17 protein-coding genes are annotated in these 18,906 nt (G+C 70.8%); 11 read left to right on the top strand and 6 right to left on the bottom strand.

Annotated features, from left to right (window positions below; all coding sequences use genetic code 11):
- Positions 1-26: 26 nt before the first annotated feature.
- From ABZX67_RS03920 to ABZX67_RS03905, 4 genes are all read right to left on the bottom strand, one after another.
- Entirely contained in the window at positions 27-1,403 is a 1,377-nt protein-coding gene (locus ABZX67_RS03920; RefSeq protein ID WP_355353997.1) for a methylaspartate mutase, read from the bottom strand.
- Positions 1,400-1,861: a cobalamin-dependent protein gene (locus ABZX67_RS03915; protein WP_355353994.1), complete on the bottom strand. Its 462-nt coding sequence runs from the start codon at positions 1,859-1,861 to the stop codon at positions 1,400-1,402. Before ABZX67_RS03915 ends, ABZX67_RS03920 begins: the two co-directional genes overlap by 4 nt.
- A gap of 68 nt (positions 1,862-1,929) precedes the next feature.
- Positions 1,930-2,955 (bottom strand): fatty acid desaturase, encoded by a 1,026-nt coding sequence (locus ABZX67_RS03910; protein ID WP_355353991.1) that lies wholly within the window; start codon positions 2,953-2,955, stop codon positions 1,930-1,932.
- A 383-nt stretch (positions 2,956-3,338) separates the two neighbouring features.
- Entirely contained in the window at positions 3,339-4,604 is a 1,266-nt protein-coding gene (locus tag ABZX67_RS03905) for an MFS transporter (RefSeq protein ID WP_355353988.1), read from the bottom strand.
- A gap of 550 nt (positions 4,605-5,154) precedes the next feature.
- On the opposite strand from ABZX67_RS03905, the gene ABZX67_RS03900 reads away from it, so the two are divergent.
- From ABZX67_RS03900 to ABZX67_RS03855, 10 genes are all read left to right on the top strand, one after another.
- The gene (locus ABZX67_RS03900) at positions 5,155-5,901 is read left to right on the top strand and encodes an SDR family NAD(P)-dependent oxidoreductase (protein ID WP_355353985.1); all 747 of its coding nucleotides are present in this window, start codon (positions 5,155-5,157) and stop codon (positions 5,899-5,901) included.
- A 44-nt stretch (positions 5,902-5,945) separates the two neighbouring features.
- Positions 5,946-6,272: a YciI family protein gene (locus ABZX67_RS03895; RefSeq protein ID WP_355353982.1), complete on the top strand. Its 327-nt coding sequence runs from the start codon at positions 5,946-5,948 to the stop codon at positions 6,270-6,272.
- 62 nt (positions 6,273-6,334) lie between these two features.
- The gene (locus ABZX67_RS03890; protein WP_355353979.1) at positions 6,335-7,585 is read left to right on the top strand and encodes a PLP-dependent aminotransferase family protein; all 1,251 of its coding nucleotides are present in this window, start codon (positions 6,335-6,337) and stop codon (positions 7,583-7,585) included.
- A complete protein-coding gene (locus tag ABZX67_RS03885; protein WP_355353976.1) occupies positions 7,582-8,850 on the top strand; it encodes an ATP-grasp domain-containing protein in 1,269 nt (422 codons plus the stop codon). The genes ABZX67_RS03890 and ABZX67_RS03885 overlap by 4 nt, the downstream gene beginning before the upstream one ends.
- 51 nt (positions 8,851-8,901) lie before the next feature.
- The gene (locus ABZX67_RS03880; RefSeq protein ID WP_355353973.1) at positions 8,902-10,014 is read left to right on the top strand and encodes an LLM class flavin-dependent oxidoreductase; all 1,113 of its coding nucleotides are present in this window, start codon (positions 8,902-8,904) and stop codon (positions 10,012-10,014) included.
- Positions 10,015-10,136: 122 nt separating this feature from the next.
- A complete protein-coding gene (locus tag ABZX67_RS03875) occupies positions 10,137-10,640 on the top strand; it encodes a flavin reductase family protein (RefSeq protein WP_355353970.1) in 504 nt (167 codons plus the stop codon).
- A gap of 72 nt (positions 10,641-10,712) precedes the next feature.
- A complete protein-coding gene (locus ABZX67_RS03870) occupies positions 10,713-12,401 on the top strand; it encodes a GH3 auxin-responsive promoter family protein (protein WP_355353967.1) in 1,689 nt (562 codons plus the stop codon).
- Positions 12,398-13,294 (top strand): alpha/beta fold hydrolase, encoded by an 897-nt coding sequence (locus tag ABZX67_RS03865; RefSeq protein ID WP_355353964.1) that lies wholly within the window; start codon positions 12,398-12,400, stop codon positions 13,292-13,294. The genes ABZX67_RS03870 and ABZX67_RS03865 overlap by 4 nt, the downstream gene beginning before the upstream one ends.
- The gene (locus tag ABZX67_RS03860) at positions 13,287-14,522 is read left to right on the top strand and encodes an enolase C-terminal domain-like protein (protein ID WP_355353961.1); all 1,236 of its coding nucleotides are present in this window, start codon (positions 13,287-13,289) and stop codon (positions 14,520-14,522) included. The genes ABZX67_RS03865 and ABZX67_RS03860 overlap by 8 nt, the downstream gene beginning before the upstream one ends.
- Positions 14,519-15,373, top strand: a complete 855-nt coding sequence (locus ABZX67_RS03855) for a fumarylacetoacetate hydrolase family protein (protein WP_355353958.1) — start codon at positions 14,519-14,521, stop codon at positions 15,371-15,373. Before ABZX67_RS03860 ends, ABZX67_RS03855 begins: the two co-directional genes overlap by 4 nt.
- Positions 15,374-15,409: 36 nt before the next feature.
- Here ABZX67_RS03855 and ABZX67_RS03850 read toward each other — a convergent pair whose 3' ends face one another.
- On the bottom strand, positions 15,410-17,038 hold the full coding sequence (locus ABZX67_RS03850) for an ATP-binding cassette domain-containing protein (RefSeq protein WP_355353955.1): 1,629 nt from the start codon (positions 17,036-17,038) through the stop codon (positions 15,410-15,412).
- A 47-nt stretch (positions 17,039-17,085) separates the two neighbouring features.
- Between ABZX67_RS03850 and ABZX67_RS03845 the strand changes: the two genes are divergently transcribed.
- Positions 17,086-17,997 (top strand): hypothetical protein, encoded by a 912-nt coding sequence (locus ABZX67_RS03845; protein WP_355353952.1) that lies wholly within the window; start codon positions 17,086-17,088, stop codon positions 17,995-17,997.
- Here the strand turns inward: ABZX67_RS03845 and truA are convergent.
- The gene (truA, locus tag ABZX67_RS03840; RefSeq protein ID WP_355353949.1) at positions 17,962-18,843 is read right to left on the bottom strand and encodes a tRNA pseudouridine(38-40) synthase TruA; all 882 of its coding nucleotides are present in this window, start codon (positions 18,841-18,843) and stop codon (positions 17,962-17,964) included. The two genes, ABZX67_RS03845 and truA, sit on opposite strands and share 36 nt — an antisense overlap.
- Positions 18,844-18,906 lie beyond the last annotated feature (63 nt).

Below are 18,906 nucleotides of genomic sequence, written 5' to 3'. Positions count from 1 at the left end.
GCTGCCGGGTGCCGGCCGCCGCCGGTTCAGGACGGTGCTGCGGGGCTCTCGCCGAAGACGTTCAGGAAGTAGTTGATGTCCGACGTCAGCCCCTTGACCATGTCGCCGATGCGGGTGCCGCTTCCCGTGGCGGCGAGGTCGGCTTCGTTGCGTCGGCGCGTACGGTCGGAGAAGGGGAGTGCCCCCGGATCCAAGTAGCGTATGGCACCGTCCGCGGCGCGGCGGGGGATCACCTCGGAGCGGGCGTAACGGCTGGCGCTGAAGGGGATGTCCAGCCGGCCGTCCGCGAACGCGGCCTCGATCTCCTTGTAGACGCAGGCGGTTGCGAGGACCGGCTCCACGATCTCCGCCACCTCTTCGAGGATCCACTCCAGTTCGCGGCCCACCCGGTCCTCGTCGAGCGCGATGAAGTCCAGGAGCGGGGAGTTGGCGCGGGAGGCGAGGAGCAGCCCGTCGATGTTGGCGCGGGTGTCGGGGATGCCGTACGCCTCCAGGTACGTCTTGGTGATCAGCTTGCTGGCGCCGCCGAGGCGGGCGACCAGCGCGCCGTAGAGGATGAGGTCCTCGGCGTGCGACCGCTCCTTGGGGAAGACGCCCATGAACTCGTGCAGGACGGCGTGGACTTCGATGTCCTCGGGGAGGTAGCGGGCCGCGAGGGCGGGGATCGCCCGCAGCGCGGCCACGTCCTGTTCGATGTGGCCGCCCTGGGGGTACGCCACCGAGATGCACCGCACCCCTTCGCGCGCGGCGGCCACGGCCTCCAGGACGCTGATGGCGAGGGAGATGGAGGGCGGCACGAGAACGGCGGTGAGCGTGCCGAACAGCTCCCGGTCGATGACGAGTCCGCGCCGGGCGAGGTCGCCGCAGAGCGCGTCCACCTCCCGCCAGGCGGACAGCGACTCGCTCAGCGGCACGGCCTTCGAGTAGGGCAGGTTGTACGAGATCCCGCCGCCCTCGAAGGAGGTGATGCCGGACGCCACCGAGGTCTCGAACAGCAGGCGGGCGTCCGGGGAGCCGTGCCGCACCTCCAGGGGCGCGGACACGGCCTCGTTCAGCTCGCGGCCCCGTTGCCACCCGTGGGTGACGAGGGGGTAGCCGTTGAGCTCGGCCGAGTTGCGCAGCAGCGCGGCCCGGGCGTTGTCGAATCGTTTCAGCCGGGTGTGCGAGTCGATGGTGAGCGTGAGGATGTCCGGTTTGGCGTGCCGTTCGAGATCCCGCAGCAGCGTCATCATCTGGGCGTGCGAGCCGACGCCGCAGCGGGGCTGCAGCGCGACCCGCCCGGCGGAGCGGGCCGCGTGCAGCACCTCGGCGGCGGTCGGCTTCCCCAGCTGCCGGACGTAGGCGACGGACTCGGCGGGCGTGGGGAGCTCGGGTGGCACAGCCGGTGGTACGGCGTCGCTCATGAGGCCGACGAGACCGATGAGGCAGCGGTCGGCCGTGCGGTACGGGTACGGGCCCGGAGCTCGTCCAGGGTCGCCGGCAGGAGCTCCGGGTCGGACAGGATGACGTCGACGCCGAGTCCGTAGAACCGTTCGAGGTGAGCGGGATCCTTGTAGCTGCCCACGGAGAGGTTGCCGCCCAGGATCACCGGGCAGTCCAGGAGGCCTTGGGCGCGGGCCGCGGGCAGGTCCTGGAGGTCCTCGTAGGCGTGTCCGTTGAGACTGCCGATGATCACTGCCTCGGCCTCGGGGTGCTCGGCGTACGCGGCGGCGAATTCGGCGACCGAGGTGCAGGTGCCGACGTTGACGACGTGGAATCCCTGGGCGCGCAGGGCGTGGGCGATGAGCTGGTTGGCCACGACGTGGGCGTCACTGGCCGCCACACCGATGATGACGGTGCGGGTGGTGTTTTCGTGCCGCATGGAGAACCCCCGGAAGTCTTGTGGACGGAATTGCTTCTCAGAACGGCGGACTGGGATACCGGTCGATATCAGTCGTCGAATGCGGCGAAGAGTTCGCGCTTGCTGACCTCACGCAGCCGGGTGACGCTGTATTCCTCCGGGTCGGCGACGGACAGCGAGTCGAAGACCAGGTTGATCGCGGGTACCAGACCCCAGGCATGGCGGTATTCCGGCCAGCCCGGGCTTCCCTTGTCGGCGTCCGCCTGGCGCTCGAAGATGTAATTCGCCCATTTCGGCGTCGAGGGGTAGCGGTGATGGAAGTCGTGGACGACGGTGTCACCGGTCAGCACGAGGTAGCGCGCGGGAGCGTGCACGAACAGCATCCGCGTCGCCCACCTGCCCCAGGCGGCGATGCGCCGCACCGGCGGCAGGGCCGGGGAGGGCGCCGCCTCGCCGATGAAGATGGCGTTGGTCAGGCTGCCGAAGTACTCCTTGCCGCGGCGCTCGGTCACGTCCGCCGCGGGGAAGGTGTGCTTCACGCACAGCCGCAGGGTGTTGCTCACCTGGAAGAGCGGGAAGAGCGGCACCAGCCAGGCGACGATCAGCATCGGCCAGGTGCCGGTGGCGACGGTGGCGGCCACGGCGGTGCCGTAGAGACCGACGCTGATGGCCTTCTCGCTGGTGTCCGAGTCGTGCCAGAAGGAACGGGCGCGCGCCACCGCGAAGTTGAGGTGGAACCAGGGCGAGAAGATCTTGCCCAGGACGCGCCGCCACATCTGCCGGCGCGTCATCCCCGGGTGAAGGTCCAGGCTGACCAGGAACGCCTGGACCGTGGGGTCGCGCAGCGTCATGTGGTGCGCCGCGTGGTGGTCGCTGACGTGCTCGCGGCTGTAGCGGGCGAAGTTCTGGATGATCAGCAGGCTGGAGGTGGCCCGGCCGATCGCGGCGTCCAGACGGCGCTTGCGGTACATGTTCCGGTGCGAGCACTGGTGGTAGATCATCATGCGCAGGTTGCGCATGCCGTGCAGGGTGACGGCCCAGCCGGGCAGCAGGAGCAGCAGCCAGGGGCCGCCCAGGCCCATGCCGGTGCAGCTGATCGCGAGACCGAGCAGCATGGACAGCCCGGCGGTGGTCAGGTGGAATCCGGGAGTCCACCAGGACAGGGGTTGCTGTCCTGCTATCGGCTTTCCCGTGAATATGGTGAGCGGATACTGAAGGAACCGAGGCAGGGCACGCATGGTTTCGCGAGGATCCGAGTAATCCGCAATGCCTTCGGTTCGGAAGCCACTTTCGATGGCCGCCATCGCACTCCTCAAGGTCAGGATCAAATTGACGCCGGAGAGAGAGGCGCTGTCCAGCGCGTCCGGAATCGGCGTCACATAAAGTCTGTGACTGGGTGCGTCGTTGATCTTTGCAGGCGGTTGCCGCCAAGGTCAACACGTTATTGAGAGGTTTGGATACCTCCCCACCGGGTCGCCATAATCAATTCGACACGAATTCACGCAGCCGTGTTATGGGTCTGCTGCTCGGGCAGCTCCCGCCGGGAGCGCACCGGGGAAAGGAAGACCGGCAGGAAGGCGGTGGCCATGAACACTCCGCCGACCCACAGGGTGGCCTGCACGCCGGCCAGTTCGCCCAGCACGCCGGACATCGCGGCGCCGACGGCGAGCGCGCCGGTCAGCAGGAACCGGAAGGTGGCGTTCATCCGGCCGAGCAGCACATCGGCGGTCATCCGCTGGCGCAGGCTGACACCGATGACGTTGTCCATGCCGACCTTGAACATGGCCAGAAACCATCCGGCCCCGGCGAGAAACAGCCAGAACCCCCGGTCGACCAGCGGGACCAGCAGGCCGGCGGGGGCGAAACACAGCCCGGCGAGGCCGAGCGTCCGCCCGTAGCCGAGGCGGGTCGCGATGGGCCGGGCGCACCGGGCCCCGACCAGCAGCCCGGCCCCGCCGGCCGCCCAGAAGAGACCGAGCGCGCCGGGCGAGAGGTCCAGTCCGCGGACGAACCAGACCGGAAGCATGGTGTTCACGATCGCGGAGCCCAGGTTGCCCAGCGCCGCGGTGAGCGCGAGCGCCCTCAGCTCCGGGTTGCCGAAGACGTGCCGTACGCCCTCCGCGATCTGGGTCCGCAGCCCGGCGGTCTTCTGCCCGGGCGAGGTGGCGGCCGGGGCGGCCGCCGGGGTCTGCCGGATGGCGGTGAGCCGCAGCGCCGAGGCCAGATGCGCCACGGCGGTGACGAGCACGGCCACGGGCGCCGTGAGCAGGGCGACCAGTCCGCCGCCCGCACCGCGCCCGGCCACGTTGCCCGCGGCGATCAGCGTGTTGATGTCGGCGTTGGCCTGAACCAGACTGTCCCGCCCGACGAGTTGGGGCAGCACGCTCTGCGAGCCCACGTCGAAGAAGACGGTGGCGCAGCCGTTGAGCAGGACCACGGCGTAGAGCTGGCCGAGAGTGAGCACATCCAGCCACCAGGCCAGCGGCACGGTGGCGAAGAGGAGCGCGCGGCACAGGTCGGCCGTGATCAGTACGCGCCGGTGGCTGAGCCGGTCCACCCAGGCCCCGGCCGGCAGGCCGATGACCAGGAAGGCGACGGTGCTCAGGGTGGCCAGCGCACCCACTTGGCCGGGGCGTGCGTCCAGCGCGGCCACGGCGACGAGCGGCACGGCGACGTAGCCGATGTTGGTGCCGAGCTGGCTGAGCGCGGACGCGGTGAAAAGGGTACGGAAGTCACGTATTCGCCACGGAGAGTTGGGTCGCATGGTCCGTTCATCCGGTGGTTGGTCCGGAACCGCCGTTGTGCGGAGATTCCATCGGAGCGGGGAGGGTGGGCCCCGTTTCGCCAGGCTTTACGGGTACGGAAGATGGCCGAAAACAGAAGCGGCTGAAAAGAGCGGATGGATGGCTGAATTTTCGCCGTAAGGATTCGGCCACACCCACCCCCTTGCCCAGTCCCGTCGTTACTCGGACACGTCAGTCGGCAAGGATTGACGATATCTCGGTCTTGCGCAAGAGACCCGTGTCACGAGCCCGGGGTTGTTGACTCCTTTACGAACATTGGACGAACGAACCGCCTTAACGCGTTGACATGCACTGGGGTTGGTGTGATGGTCTGGGAGGTGCCGACCGGGGGGCGGTTTACCCTCCCCTGGCCTGCTGCCATGCGCGGAAATCGGGAAGCCTGCATTCCGCCAATGTGATCTCGACGGCAAATCGGTCGAACCGGCATGAGGCGCTGTCCAACCCCCCCACAAAGGGCCCTGCACTGCCCGTTCAGGGTCACGAACCCAGACAAGCCAGGTGAGAAGTAGAGTGACCACACGTACTGCGCTCCTGATCGGTGCCGCCGGTGGAATTCTCTCGGAGACCGCCCGAGGACTGGCCAAGGAAGGGCACTCGCTCGTCCTCTTCGACAAGAACGAGGAGGCCGTCCAGCGCCTCGCGGACGAGCTCGCCCCGCAGACCAAGGTCGAGGTGGTCGTGGGGGACATCACCGACATCCCCGCCGCCGAGCGCCTGCTGACCTCCGTCGTCGAGCGGCACGCCCCCTCCATCCTCGTCAACGGCGTCGGCGGCGACACCCGCGTCATCGGCTACGCCGACCTGCAGCGCTCCCACTTCGAGGAGACGTACCTGGAGAACGTGGTCAGCACCTGGATCGCGATCAAGGTGTGTGCGCCGCGGATGGTCCAGGACGGCTACGGACGCATCGTCAACTTCGCCTCGGCAGGCGGCCGTACCTACAGCCACTTCAACAACGCCGCCTACGTCGGGGCCAAGGCGGCCGTCATCGGCATGACGAAGCAGATGGGCTACGAACTGGCCGGAACCGGTGTGGTGGTGAACGTCGTGGCCCACGGCCCGATCGCCACCGAGCGCGTGGCGGGGGCCTTCGAGCGGCGCGACGAGGAGTCCAAGAAGGCCGTGCTGTCGCGCCTTCCCATGGGCCGCTACGGCACGGTGGCCGAAGCCGTGGGCAGCGTGCTGCACCTGTGCTCGGAGAGCGCCGGCTACTCCACGGGCTCCGTCATCGACATCAACGGCGGCCTCTACATGTGAGGGCCATCCCCACCCTCGTAAGAAAAAGCGCACAAGGAGCTGGTGTGGCGAAGTTTGTCGTCGAATTCGAGTACAACGTCGACCGGGCCGGCCGCCAGGGCCTGCACCCGGCGCATGCCGAGAACCTCTATCGGCTGGCCGACAGCGGAGTCCTGCTGCTCGGTGGCCCGCTCGTGGGAGAGAACGCCGGACTCCTGCTCTATGAGGCGGCCGACCGCGACGAACTCCAGCGGATTCTGGACGACGAGCCCTATGTCAAAGGCGGAATCGTGGCGAGCACCCGTATCCGCGAATGGAACCCGGGTAAAGGCAGCTGGATATCCGTGCTGAACCCGTCGGAAGAAGCCCCCAGCACGGAAGGAAACCGCTGACCATGCTTTCGTTCCAGCAGGACTCGCTGCACGGGGGAATCGCCGATCCCGAAATGGATTCCATGAGGATCCTCAGCGAGACGGCGCTCAGATTCCCGGACGCGCTGTCGTTCTCGTCGGGCGCGCCGTACGACGGGAACCACGATTTGGGCAATCTCACCTATTACGTGGACCGCTATATCAAGCACCTGCGGGACAAGGGTGTGCCGGAGCAGCGCATCACCCGCCTCCTCTTCCAGTACGGGCCGGTCAACGGCCTGATCCAGGAGGAGGTCGCCCGCATGCTGAAGCACGACGAGGACATCGATGTCCCGGCCGAGGCGATCATGATCACGCACGGCTTCCAGGAGGCGGCCCTGGTCGCCCTGCGCGGCCTGTGCGCCTCCCCCGACGACGTCCTGCTGTCGGTCTCCCCCGCGTACGTCGGCATCCGCGGCGCAGCCCGCATGCTGGACATCCCGGTCCGCGGCATCCTCGAGGGCCCCGACGGGCTCGACCCCGAGGCCGTGGCCGAGGCCGCCCGCGCCGTACGGGCCGAGGGCAAGCGCGCGGTCGCCCTCTACCTGGTGCCCGACTTCTCCAACCCCTCCGGCACGGTGCTGCCTCTTCAGGCCCGCAAGCGGCTCCTGGAGGTGGCCGCCGAAGAGGACTTCGTGATCCTGGAGGACAACCCGTACGGGCTCTTCGCCCGCGACGGCGAGTCGATGCCGACCCTGAAGTCCCTGGACACCGAGCGCCGGGTCGCCTACCTCGGCTCGTTCGCCAAGTCGGCCTTCCCGGGCGCCCGGCTCGGCTACCTGGTCGCCGACCAGGAGGTCACCGACGCCACCGGGGCCACCCGCACCCTGGCCCAGAGCCTCTCCAAGGCCAAGGCGATGTTCACGGTCGGGTCCTCCACCCTCTCCCAGGCGGTGATCGGCGGCATCCTCGTCGAGAACGGCTACGACCTGCGCTCCGCCACCCGCGAGCTCGCCGCGGTCTACCTGGAGCGGCTGGACGCCACCCTGGAGGCGCTGGCCGAGCACTTCCCGGCCGGCGAGGACCACGGGGTCACCTGGAACACCCCGCGCGGCGGCTTCTTCCTCACCCTGACCGTCCCCTTCACCGCGGACCTCGCCGCGATGGAACGTTCCGCCAGGGACTACCGGGTGAGCTGGGCACCGATGAGCATGTTCTACCTCGACGGCGGCGGCGACCGGGAGATGCGCCTCGGCTTCAGCAACCTGGCGCCGGAGGCGATCCACGAGGGCATCTCCCGCCTGGCCCGCTTCATCAAGGAGACCCCGCGCGAGACCCCGGAGGTGCGGGCATGACCACCGCACAGCCGACCACCGCACAGCCGACCGCCGTCGTCGTGGACGGCTACTCGGCCGGCAACTTCTACCCCGCGGCCTTCACCGCCGCCGGCGCCCGCGTCATCCACGTACAGAGCACGCCGGAGCTCATCCCGACGATGCTCGCGCCCGACCTCACCGCGTACGCCGAGAACATCGTCTGCTCCGACGAGGAGCGGCTCGTCGAGCTGCTCCGCCCGTACGCCCCGGTCGCCGTCGTGCCCGGGCAGGAGTCCGCGGTGCAGCTGGCGGACCGCCTCTCCGAGGCGCTCGGCGTGAAGTCCAACGGCACCGCGCTCTCCGCCGCCCGCCGCGACAAGTACGAGATGATCGAGGCGCTGCGCCGCGCCGGGGTGCGCTGCGCGGAGCAGTTCAAGAGCGACGACGCGGACCTGATCGTCAAGTGGGCGCAGGACCACGGCACCTGGCCCGTGGTGGTCAAGCCGATCAGCTCCGCCGCCTCGGACGGCGTGTTCGTCTGCGCCGGCGCCGAGGAGGTCGGCGCCGCCGCCCGCCGCGTCCTGGGCACCCGCGACATCTTCGGCTCGGCCAACACCGAGGTGCTCGTCCAGGAGTACCTCAGGGGCCAGGAGTACGTGGTCGACACGGTCAGCTGCGACGGCCGGCGGTACGTCTCCGGCGTCTGGAAGTACGACAAGATCCTGCTGCCCTCCGGCCAGAACATCTACAACCGCGACATCCTCGTCTCCCAGGACGAGGAGCCCGTCCCCGCGCTGATCGAGTACATCCACGAGGTCCTCGACGCGCTGGACGTCCGCTGGGGCCCGGCCCACGCCGAGGTCATCGTCACCGAGCGGGGCCCGGTCCTGGTCGAGATCGCCACGCGTCTCAACGGCCAGCTCAACCCCGGCTTCCAGGAGCTGTGCCTGGGCAACGACCAGGCCGGGCTCACCGCGCTGGCCTACACCCGCCCGGAGGAGTTCGTCCGGGAGTACGCCGGCCGGATCTACCGCAAGCTGCGGTCCGCGTACAGCTACAACCCGGGCACCACCCTCGACGGTGTCGTGGCGGAGGTCGACCAGGACGTCGTCGCCCGCATCAACGCGCTGCCCAGCGTGTTCCTCACCAGCGTCAAGTACGCGCCCGGCGCCCGCATCCGCCCCACCACCGACCTGCTGACGGCCGCCATGAGGATCTACCTGACCTCGGACGACGACCGGCAGCTCGCCGCCGACTACGAGACGGCCCGCGAGCTGAAGGACTCGGTCTACCGCCTGGCGTGACCGCGCCCCCCTTCGCCTTCCTCACCACACCACCCATGCTGGAGGACAGCAGTGCACAGCCGTATCGGCCTTTTCCTGTCACCCGTCCACGAGACGGGTCAGGACCCGCATCTGGCGATTCACCGCAATCTCGACCTGGTGGAGCACGCCGACCGCCTGAACTTCGACGAGGCGTGGTTCGGTGAGCACCACACCCTGGGCTGGGGTCTCGTCGGCGCCCCGGAGACCATGATCGCCGCCGCGAGCCAGCGCACCCGGCAGATCAAGCTCGCCCACGGCGTGGTCCCGCTCTCCGGACACCACCCCTTCCACGTCGCCAGCCGCGCGGTGCACCTGCACCACCTGGCCCGGGGCCGCTACATCCTGGGCGTGGGTCCGGGCGTGCCCTTCGACGCCGGCATGTTCGGGCTCGACCCGAAGGTGCAGCGCAAGCGCCTCGACGAGGCCCTGCCGACCGTCCTCGAGCTGGTCAACGGCGAGGAGCGCGTCACCCAGAAGACGGACTGGTACGAGCTGAAGGACGCCAAGCTCCAGCTGCCCCGCTTCGGCCCCGGCCCCATCGAGGTCGCCATGGCCACCTCCGGCACCTCGGTGACCAGCCCCCGCCTCGTCGGCCGGTACGGGCTGAGCATGACCTCCTTCGCGCTGCCCTTCGCCCTGATGACGCCGGGCGCGCCGGACCACATCGGGCTGGCCCAGCAGTGGAAGCACGCCGAGGAGGCCGCCGACGAGTTCGGGCAGACCATCCGCCGCGAGGACTGGCGCATCGCCCTTCCGGTGCACGTCGCCGAGACCAGCAAGCAGGCGTTCGACGAGGTCCGCGAGGGCTACGACCGCTGGCTCTTCGAGTACTTCGGCAAGGCCGCCGGCCGTGAGGTCCAGCCCCCCGGCACCCCGCGCGAGAAGCTCCTGGAGGCCCGGGTGGAGGCGGGCGGCGCCCTGGTCGGCTCCGTCGACGAGGTGGTCGCCGGCATCCGCCGCATGCAGGAGGCCACCGGCGGCTTCGGCACCCTCCTGGTGTACGTGGCGGACTGGACCACGTACGAGAACACCAACCGCAGCCTGGAGCTGCTCGCCCGGCACGTGGCCCCGCAGATCACCGGCGCCGCGGCCCGCCCCCAGGAGGCCGTCGACTGGGCGATCGCCAGCCGCGCCGCGCGGTAACCGATCCCCTGCGTCTCGCGGCGAGCGCGGCGTCCCGGCAATCCCGGGACGCCCGCGCCGCCGTAACCGAAGCCCTCACCGCCGACCAAGACCGTCCGCCGGACCGAGTGGAAACGCATCGCATGCTGCAACAGACCGAGCCGGTACAACACCCCCTGGATCAGCGCTCGTTCCGTGACATTCTGGGCCGTTTCACCACCGGAGTCGTGCTCGTGACCGCACAGGCGGCGCACGGACCCGTGGGAATGGCCGTCAACTCGTTCACCTCCGTCTCGCTCGACCCGCCGCTCATCGCGCTGTGCGCGGCGTACACCTCGACCACCTGGCCGGACATCCGGGCGACGGGGAGCTTCGCGGTCACCATCCTCGGCGAACGCCACGCCGAGCTGTGCCGCCTGTTCAGTGAGCGCGGTGCCGACCGGTTCGCCGGCCGCGACTGGGCGTACACCAGGGCCGGGCACCCGATCCCGGCCGACGGACTGGCCTGGCTGGACTGCGAGATCACCGCGATCCACCCGACCGGAGACCACGAACTGGTCGTCGCGTCGGCGGCCGAGGGCGCCCTGGCCGAGACCGCGGAGCCGCTCGTGTTCCACGCGGGCCGGTTCCGCGGGCTCGTCGCCTGAAACCTCGGCGGCCACCGGAGCCATGACTCACCGGCACCACTGTCAGAACGAGTTGAGGGAGAAACCGAAGCCGTGGGCAGTTCGCACTGGCACGAGCACTGGAACGCGCGTCGCAGCCCCTTCGTCGAGGAGTGCCGGCAGGCCCGCGCAACCCTGCTGGCCGACCTCAAGGACCCGTACGCGGCGCAGCAGCGGGTCCTGACCGACATCATCGCCCTGTGCGCCGACTCGCTGCGCTGGAAGGAGCGCGGGTACGACGCCGTCGCCGCCGACCCGGCCGCCTTCCGGGACGTCGTCCCGGTGATGCGGTACGCCGACTTCACCGCGGACATCGACCGCGAGACCCGCACCAAGGGCGGCGTCCTGTCGTGCAGCCCGGTGCTGCGCTGGCTGAAGACGAGCGGAACGACCGACGTCCCCAAGCGGATCCCGTACACGCTGCACTGGCTGCTGACCTACCGCATCCCGGCGATGCAGGCCATGTGGGGCACGTACATGGAGCACCACCCCGAGATCCTCGCCCACCCGCACGCCACGCTCGACACCCAGACCGTGTACGACAACGTCGACGACTTCCTGTACGGCGTGCAGTACCAGGCGATCAGCAACCGCCACCCGAGGATCAACAGCCGGGACTGGAACCCGCCGTGGTCCGCGGCCCCGTGGTTCGGCACCGAGGCGCCGTCCTCGCACGCCGGCCGGATGTACCACCGGATCCGCCACCTCGTGGGCAAGGACCTGCACTTCATCTCGGCGATCAACCCGAGCACCCTGATCTCGCTGCGGGACCTGGTCGCCGAGCACGGCCCCGACCTGGTCCGCGACCTCGCCGAGGGCACGCTGGAGGGCAAGCCGTACACCGACCCCGACCCGGAGGCGGCCCGCCACCTCCAGGGCGTCCTGGAGCGGGGCGAGTTCGCCCTCACGGACGTCTGGCCCTCGCTGCGGCTCTACAGCTGCTGGCTGTCGTCCTCGGCGGGGCTCTACCAGTCGCGGCTGGAGACGGTGCTGCCGGGCGTCGCCGCCATGCCGTTCATGAGCTGCGGCACCGAGGGCGTGACCACCATCCCGGTCGACGACTCCCTGGACAGCCAGCCCCTCGCCGTCAACCAGGCCTTCTTCGAGTTCGTACCGGCCGAGGTGGAGCTGGGCGCGCTGCTGGACGCGGGCGAGCGGGTCGACACACTGCTCTTCGACGAGGTGCGGGAGGGCCGCGACTACCACCTGATCATGACGCAGGCCAACGGCCTGCACCGGCTGTGGAGCGGGGACGTCTACCGCGTCGACCGGATCGTGGACGGCACCCCGTGGGTGCACTTCGTCCAGCGCGACGACATCTACCACTCCTTCACCGGCGAGAAGATCACCGAGGTGCAGGTCACCCAGGCCATCGAGCAGGCCCTGGCGGACCGCGGGATGCCCGTCGGGCTCTACATGTGCGGACCGCAGTGGGCCGAACCGCCCTACTACGTCGTGGTCGGCGAGGCCACCGAGCCCGGACCGGACCTGGACCGGACGCTGTCGGAGGCGGTGGACCGCGCGCTGGGCGTCATCAACATCGAGTACGCGTCCAAGCGGAGCAGCGGCCGGCTCGGCCCGCTCTCCTTCGCCACGGTCCCGCACGGCGCCATCGCCGCCTACACCGAAGCGCGCCGCCAGCAGGGCAACGCCACCCAGTACAAGTACAAGCCCTTCCAGAAGGACACGGACTTCGCCGCCGACCTCCTCGGCGTCACGGCAGCGACGGGAGCGCACCGGTGATCGAGACCAAGAGGCCGCCGCAGAACCTCCGCCGGGAGATCATCACGCTCGCGGCCGACGACGGCACCGAACTGGCGCTCCACCTGTGGCGGCCCCGGGAGCGCACCAAGGGCGCGATCTTCTACTTCCACGGGCTGCAGAGCCACGCCGGATGGCTGTGGGAGGTGGGGCCGCGGTTCGCCGACAACGACGTCGCGTTCTTCGTCCTGGACCGGCGCGGCAGCGGCATCAGCGGCGGACCGCGCCACGAGATACCCGACGTGGACACGGTGGTCTCCGACTACACCGGCGCGCTGGCCCACGTACGCGAGCTGATCGGCGACGACGTCCCGCTGACCCTGTTCGGGCACTGCCTGGGCGGCTCCTTCCTCGCCGCCCTGCTGCACCACTCCGCCTTCGACGTCCGCTACGACGCCGCCGTCTACTGCTCGACCTGGCTGGGCCGGCTGCACTCGCTGCTCGGCGGGGAGGAGCGCGCGGCGCTGGCCGCCGACCGCTCCACGGAACTGTGGGACGCGGGGCTGAAGTCGCAGGACTTCACCGACGACCCCCGGTACCGGCACTTCATCGACCACGACGACCTGGCGCTGCGGGAGATCACCCGCCGCTCCCGCGCCACCCTGCTCGGCCTGGAGCGCCTCTACCTGGACCCGCACCACCCGGACCGGCGGGAACTGCCGGAGATACCGGCGGCGTTCGTGTCCGGCCTGACCGACCCGATCATCGACCTCGACGACACCCACCGGGTGTTCAACCGGATGGTCTCCGACCGGGGCATGATCATCAAGTTCCCGACCGACCGGCACTACCTCTTCTACACCGACGTCCGCGACGACGTGGTCGACTGGGCGTCGGCCTACACCCTGCTCCAGGCCGTGGACCGCGATGTCTGAGGCCGAGGCCCGGCTGTACCGGGTGGCGCTGCCGATGCGCGTCGGCTTCGACCACCCGGCGGCCCGCCGCTCCACCAGCGACAGCCTCGTCCTGAGCCTGACCGTCGACGGGGTCACCGGCCTCGGGGAGTGCGCGCCGCGGGCGTACGTCACCGGCGAGACGACCGCGAGCGTCACGGAGGCGCTGCACCGGGTCCCCATGGACCGGCTGTTCGCGCGGCTGCGCGAGGTCCCACCGGAGGAGCTCCTGGCGCGGCTGCGGGCGGACGGCTTCGAGGCGGCGCTGGGCCTCGACGTGACGGCCGCCGGGCCCGAGGCCGAGGCGGAGGGCGCGGAGGGCGCGGAGGGCGCGCACAACAACCTCCTCTGCCTGCTGGAGACGGCGGTCCTCGACCTCCTCGCGCACCGGCTCTCCGTCCCGGCCACGGACCTCCTCCCGGACGCGGGGTTCCCGGAGCCCGCCACCCTGCCCGTGTCGCAGGTCCTCGACCTCAGCCTCGGCGTCGACACGTTCCTGGACACCCGGGGCCCCTTCCACTTCGTCAAGGTGAAGGCGTCGGAGGACATCGACCGCGACGTCCGCACGGTCGGCGCCATCCGGGACCGGCTCGGCCCCAAGGTCCCCGTCATGGTGGACGCCAACATGAGCTGGACCCCCGCCACCGCCGTGCCGTACGCGCGGCGGCTGCGCGACGCCGGGGCCGAGCTCGTGGAGGAGCCCCTGCCCCGCCGCTCCTGGGACGCCCTGCGCACGCTGCGCCGCGAGTCCGGCATCCGCGTGATGCTGGACGAGTCGGTCTGCACGCTCGCGGACGCCCGGGCGGCGGTGGCCGCCGAGGCCTGCGACGCCGTCAACGTACGCGTCGCGAAGAACGGCGGCCTGCTGAACGCCGCCCGCCTCGTCGCGTACGCCCGCGGCGCGGGCCTCGCCTTCCAGATCGGCGTGCAGGTCGCGGAGACCGGCCCGCTGATCAACGCCGGCCGCGCGCTGGCCTTCCGCAGCCCCGACGCCCTGACCGTCGAGGCGGGCCAGTCCGACCGGTTCTTCCCCGGCCCCGAGATGATCGTCGCGCCGCGCCCCCTGGTGGACCGCCGGGCCAACACCCTCGCTCCGCCCCCCGGCCCCGGATTCGGAGTGCGCCTGACCCCCTCGGCCGCGCCCTGGGCGGTCCTGACCTGGGCCGATGGCCGCTGGTCCCCCATCACCCCCGAGGAGAACCCACGATGACGGTCCTGTACGAGTGCGTCCACCAGGGCGAGCGCCACTTCGGCCTCGGCGCGCCCGAGGACACCGTCCTGCGCCTGTACCCGCTGGGCGACACCGACCTGCGGGCCGCCCTGCTCGCGGCGGGCGGCGACACGGAGGCGTTCATCGCCGCCGTGACCGAGGGCCGCGCACCGGCCGAGGTCCCGCCCGCCGACGTACGCTTCCGGCCCCCGCTGCTGCCGGAGTCGGCCGGCGACGCCATGGTGAGCGGCTTCATGGCCACCCACAACGTCAAGGTCGACGACAGCACGCAGACGCAGCCCAACTGGTTCTTCAAGGGCCTCGGCGACGTCCTGAAGGTCCCCGGCGAGCCGCTGCGCGCCCCGGCCGGCTCCGTGGCGCTGACGGAGGAGGCCGAGGTCGTGCTCGTCTACGTCACCGACGAGCACCGCACCCCGCACTACGCCGGGTACACCTTCGGCAACGACCTCACCGACATCGGCCGCTTCAAGCGCCACAACGGCCACCTGTCGTACGCCAAGCTCTGCGACGCGGGCGTCGCCCCCTGGCTGTTCCTGGGCACCCCGCCCCGCCACGTCACCGGCGACGTCACCATCACACGCGACGGCGCGCCGGCCTGGGAGGGCACCTTCACCACGGGGATCAAGGCCCTCCACTACGGCCTGCGGGACATGATGTCCGGCCTCTTCGCCCACGAGGCCCTGCTCCACCCCGGCCGGGTGCACTACGTCTACCTCGGCGCGGACCGCAGCAGCTTCCACAGCGGCTTCACCATGGCCGACGGCGACCGCGTCGAGATGCGGTTCACCACGCACGGCGTACGGCTGTCGAACCCGGTGTCGGCTCCGTAAGGACCTGGACGCCTGCGCGGGGCGGACCGGGAAGCGCTACCGCGCCCGGTCCACCCTCCGCTCGTCCCACACCGGCTCCGGCACCTCCCGCACGACACCGTCCGCGCCGAACACCAGGAAGCGGTCGAAGGCCCGCGCGAACCACCGGTCGTGCGTGACCGCGAGGACCGTGCCCTCGTACGCCTCCAGGCCCGCCTGCAGGGCCTCCGCCGACTCCAGGTCCAGGTTGTCCGTCGGCTCGTCGAGCAGCAGGGCCGTCGTGCCCGACAGCTCCAGCAGCAGGATCTGGAACCGCGCCTGCTGACCGCCCGACAGCCGGTCGAAGCCCTGGTCGCCCTGGCGCTCCAGCTCGTACCGGCGCAGCGCGGACATCGCCGCACCGCGGTCCTTGGCGTGCTCGGTCCACAGGATGTCGACGAGCGTCCGGCCCATGAGCTCCGGGTGGGCGTGCGTCTGGGCGAAGTGCCCCGGCACCACACGCGCGCCGAGCTTCCACGTGCCGGTGTGGGCGACGTCCTCCCCCGCCAGCAGCCGCAGGAAGTGCGACTTCCCGGAGCCGTTGGAGCCGAGGACGGCGACCCGCTCGCCGTAGAAGACCTCCAGCGAGAAGGGCTTCATCAGCCCGGTCAGCTCCAGCCCGGAGCAGGTCACCGCCCGCACCCCGGTCCGCCCGCCGCGCAGCCGCATCCGGATGTCCTGCTCCCGCGGCGGCTCCGGCGGCGGGCCCGCCTCCTCGAACTTCCGCAGCCGCGTCTGGGCGGCCTGGTAGCGGGAGGCCAGCCCGTCGTTGAACGCGGCCTTGTTCTTCAGGGTGTTGACCAGCTGCTTGAGCTGCGCGTGCTTCTCCTCCCAGCGCCGCTGCAGCTCCTCGAAGCGCGCGAACCGCTCCCGCCGCGCCTCGTGGAACGTCCCGAAGCCGCCGCCGTGCACCCACACGTCGGAGCCCCCCGGCCCCGGCTCGACGGCCACGATCTTCTCGGCGGCCCGCGCCAGCAGCTCCCGGTCGTGCGAGACGAACAGCACCGTCTTGCGGGTCTCGGCGAGCCGCTCCTCCAGCCACCGCTTGCCCGGCACGTCCAGGTAGTTGTCCGGCTCGTCCAGGAGCAGGACCTCCTCGGGCCCGCGCAGCAGCGCCTCCAGCACCAGCCGCTTCTGCTCGCCGCCGCTGAGCGTGCGCACCTCGCGGAACTGCGCCTTCTCGTACGGCACCCCCAGCGCCGCCATGGTGCACATGTCCCAGACGGTCTCGGCCTCGTACCCCCGCGCCTCCGCCCAGTCGCTCAGCGCCTGCGCGTACGCCATCTGCGCGGCCTCGTCGTCGACCGTCATGATGCGGTGCTCGGCGGCGTCCACCGCGGCCGCCGCCTCCCGGATCCGCGCCGGCGCCACCGACACCAGCAAGTCGCGCACGCTCCGTTCGTCCCGTACGGACCCGACGAACTGCGGCATCACGCCCAGCCCGCCCCCGACGGTCACCGCACCGCCGTGCGGCTGGAGCTCCCCCGCGATCAGCCTCAGCAGCGTTGACTTGCCGGCGCCGTTCGCCCCCACCAGGGCCACCACCGCGCCCTCTCCCACCCGGAACGACACGTCACCGAGCAGGATCCGCCCGTCCGGCAGGTAGTACTCCAGATGCGCGACCTCTACATGACCCATGGAGCGCATTGTCTCCGGGGACGAGGCTCCGCCCCAACCGGATTAGGATGCGCGGCATGAGCTTTGGGGGACCCCAGTGGCCGCAGGAGCCGCACCAGCAGCAGCACCAGCCGTTTCAGCAGCCGTACCAGCAGCAGCCGTACGAGCAGTCGTACGACTCCGGCACCCCGGACTGGAGCGCGCTCGCCGAGGCCTCCGAGGCCCGGGCCCGGCGCAGGCGCTGGCTGCTCATCGGCGGCGGCGCGCTCGCCACCGCCGCCATCGGCACGATCATCGCGGTCGCGATCGTCTCGGCCAACAAGGGCGGTGACGACAACAAGGCGTCCGGCACCGGCAGCACCACCCCCGAGCTGCCCACCGACACCACCAAGCCGCAGCCGTCCTTCTCCTCCGTCGCTCCCCCGCCCCCGCCGAACCCGATGGACTTCATCTCCACCGCCCAGAAGGACAAGGCCCCCCTCACCCCCGAGTCCCTCTTCCCGGGCAAGCAGCTCACGGTCGGCGAACGCGTCTACAAGAAGGGCGCGACGAGCTCCACCACGAACTGCGCGGCCGCCGCCATGGCGGGCCTCGGCCCGGTCCTCCAGAAGCACGGCTGCACGCGCGTCATCCGCGCCACGTACGAGAGGGACGGTGTCGCCATCACCGTGGGCGTCGCGCTCTTCGACGCCCAGGCCGCCGCGCTCAAGGCCAAGGAGCAGGTCCAGGGCGGCATCACCCCGCTCGTCGGGTCCGGCGTCGGCGGCTTCTGCCAGGTCAAGACGGTCTGCTTGCGCCGCGCCAACTCCCTCGGCCGGTACGCCTACTTCACCCAGGCCGGGTACACCAGCGGCAAGAAGGTGACGGAGGCGGACGCGGTCGTCTACAAGACCAGCGACGACGTCGGCACCTTCGCCTTCAACCAGATCTACGCCCGCGGCCGCGCCCAGGCCTCAGCAGCAGCCGCCTCCCCCGCGCCCGCCGGCTGACACCGAGATCGGCAGTGACCGCTTGTTGCGGGCCTCCAGGTTCCTGGCGGCCAGCAGCTCGTCGGCCGGGTAGCCGACCTCTTCCAGCGTGAGCCCGTGCGGCCGTACGACATGGACGGCCGAGTCCCGCACGCCCGCGGCCAGCACCTTCCCGGGCCACTCCACCGGCCGGTGCCCATCGCCGACGAAGAGCAGCGCGCCCACCAGCGAGCGCACCATGTTGTGGCAGAAGGCGTCGGCCCTGACCGTGGCCTCCAGCACCCCGGACGGCAGCCGCTCCCAGCGCAGCTCCTGGAGCGTGCGGATGGTGGTCGCCCCGTCGCGCTTCTTGCAGTACGCCGCGAAGTCGTGCTCGCCGACGAGCCGCTCGGCGGCGGCGTTCATGGCGTCGACGTCCAGCGGCCAGTCGTGCCACAGCACATGGCCCCGCAGCAGCGGGTCCACGCCGCCCGGGTCGTCCGTCACCCGGTACGCGTACCGCCGCCAGATCGCCGAGAACCGCGCGTTGAAGCCGGCCTGCGCCTCCTCGACGCGCCAGATCCGCACGTCGTGCGCCAGCCGTCCGGCCAGCCGCCGCAGCAGCTTGTCCCGGTGCTCGGCCCACAGCGCCTCCGGCAGGTCGACGTGCGCGACCTGCCCGCGCGCGTGCACCCCGGCGTCGGTCCGCCCGGCCACGGTCAGCTCGTACGTCTCCGACGACCGCGTCACCGTCCGCAGCGCGTCCTCGATCTCGCCCTGCACGGTCCGCTGCCCGCCGGCCTGCTTGGCCCAGCCGTGGAAGTCCTTGCCGTCGTACGACAGGTCCAGCCGCACCCGGACGAAACCGGGCTTCACCTCATCGCTCACGCGATCCATCCTCTCAAGCGGAACGGGCCCGCCCCCACGAGGGGGGCGGGCCCGCAAGCCGTT

Source organism: Streptomyces sp. NPDC003036 (assembly GCF_040611175.1).
In the GTDB taxonomy this organism is placed as follows: domain Bacteria; phylum Actinomycetota; class Actinomycetes; order Streptomycetales; family Streptomycetaceae; genus Streptomyces.
This window is presented reverse-complemented; position numbering and strand designations above follow the sequence as displayed.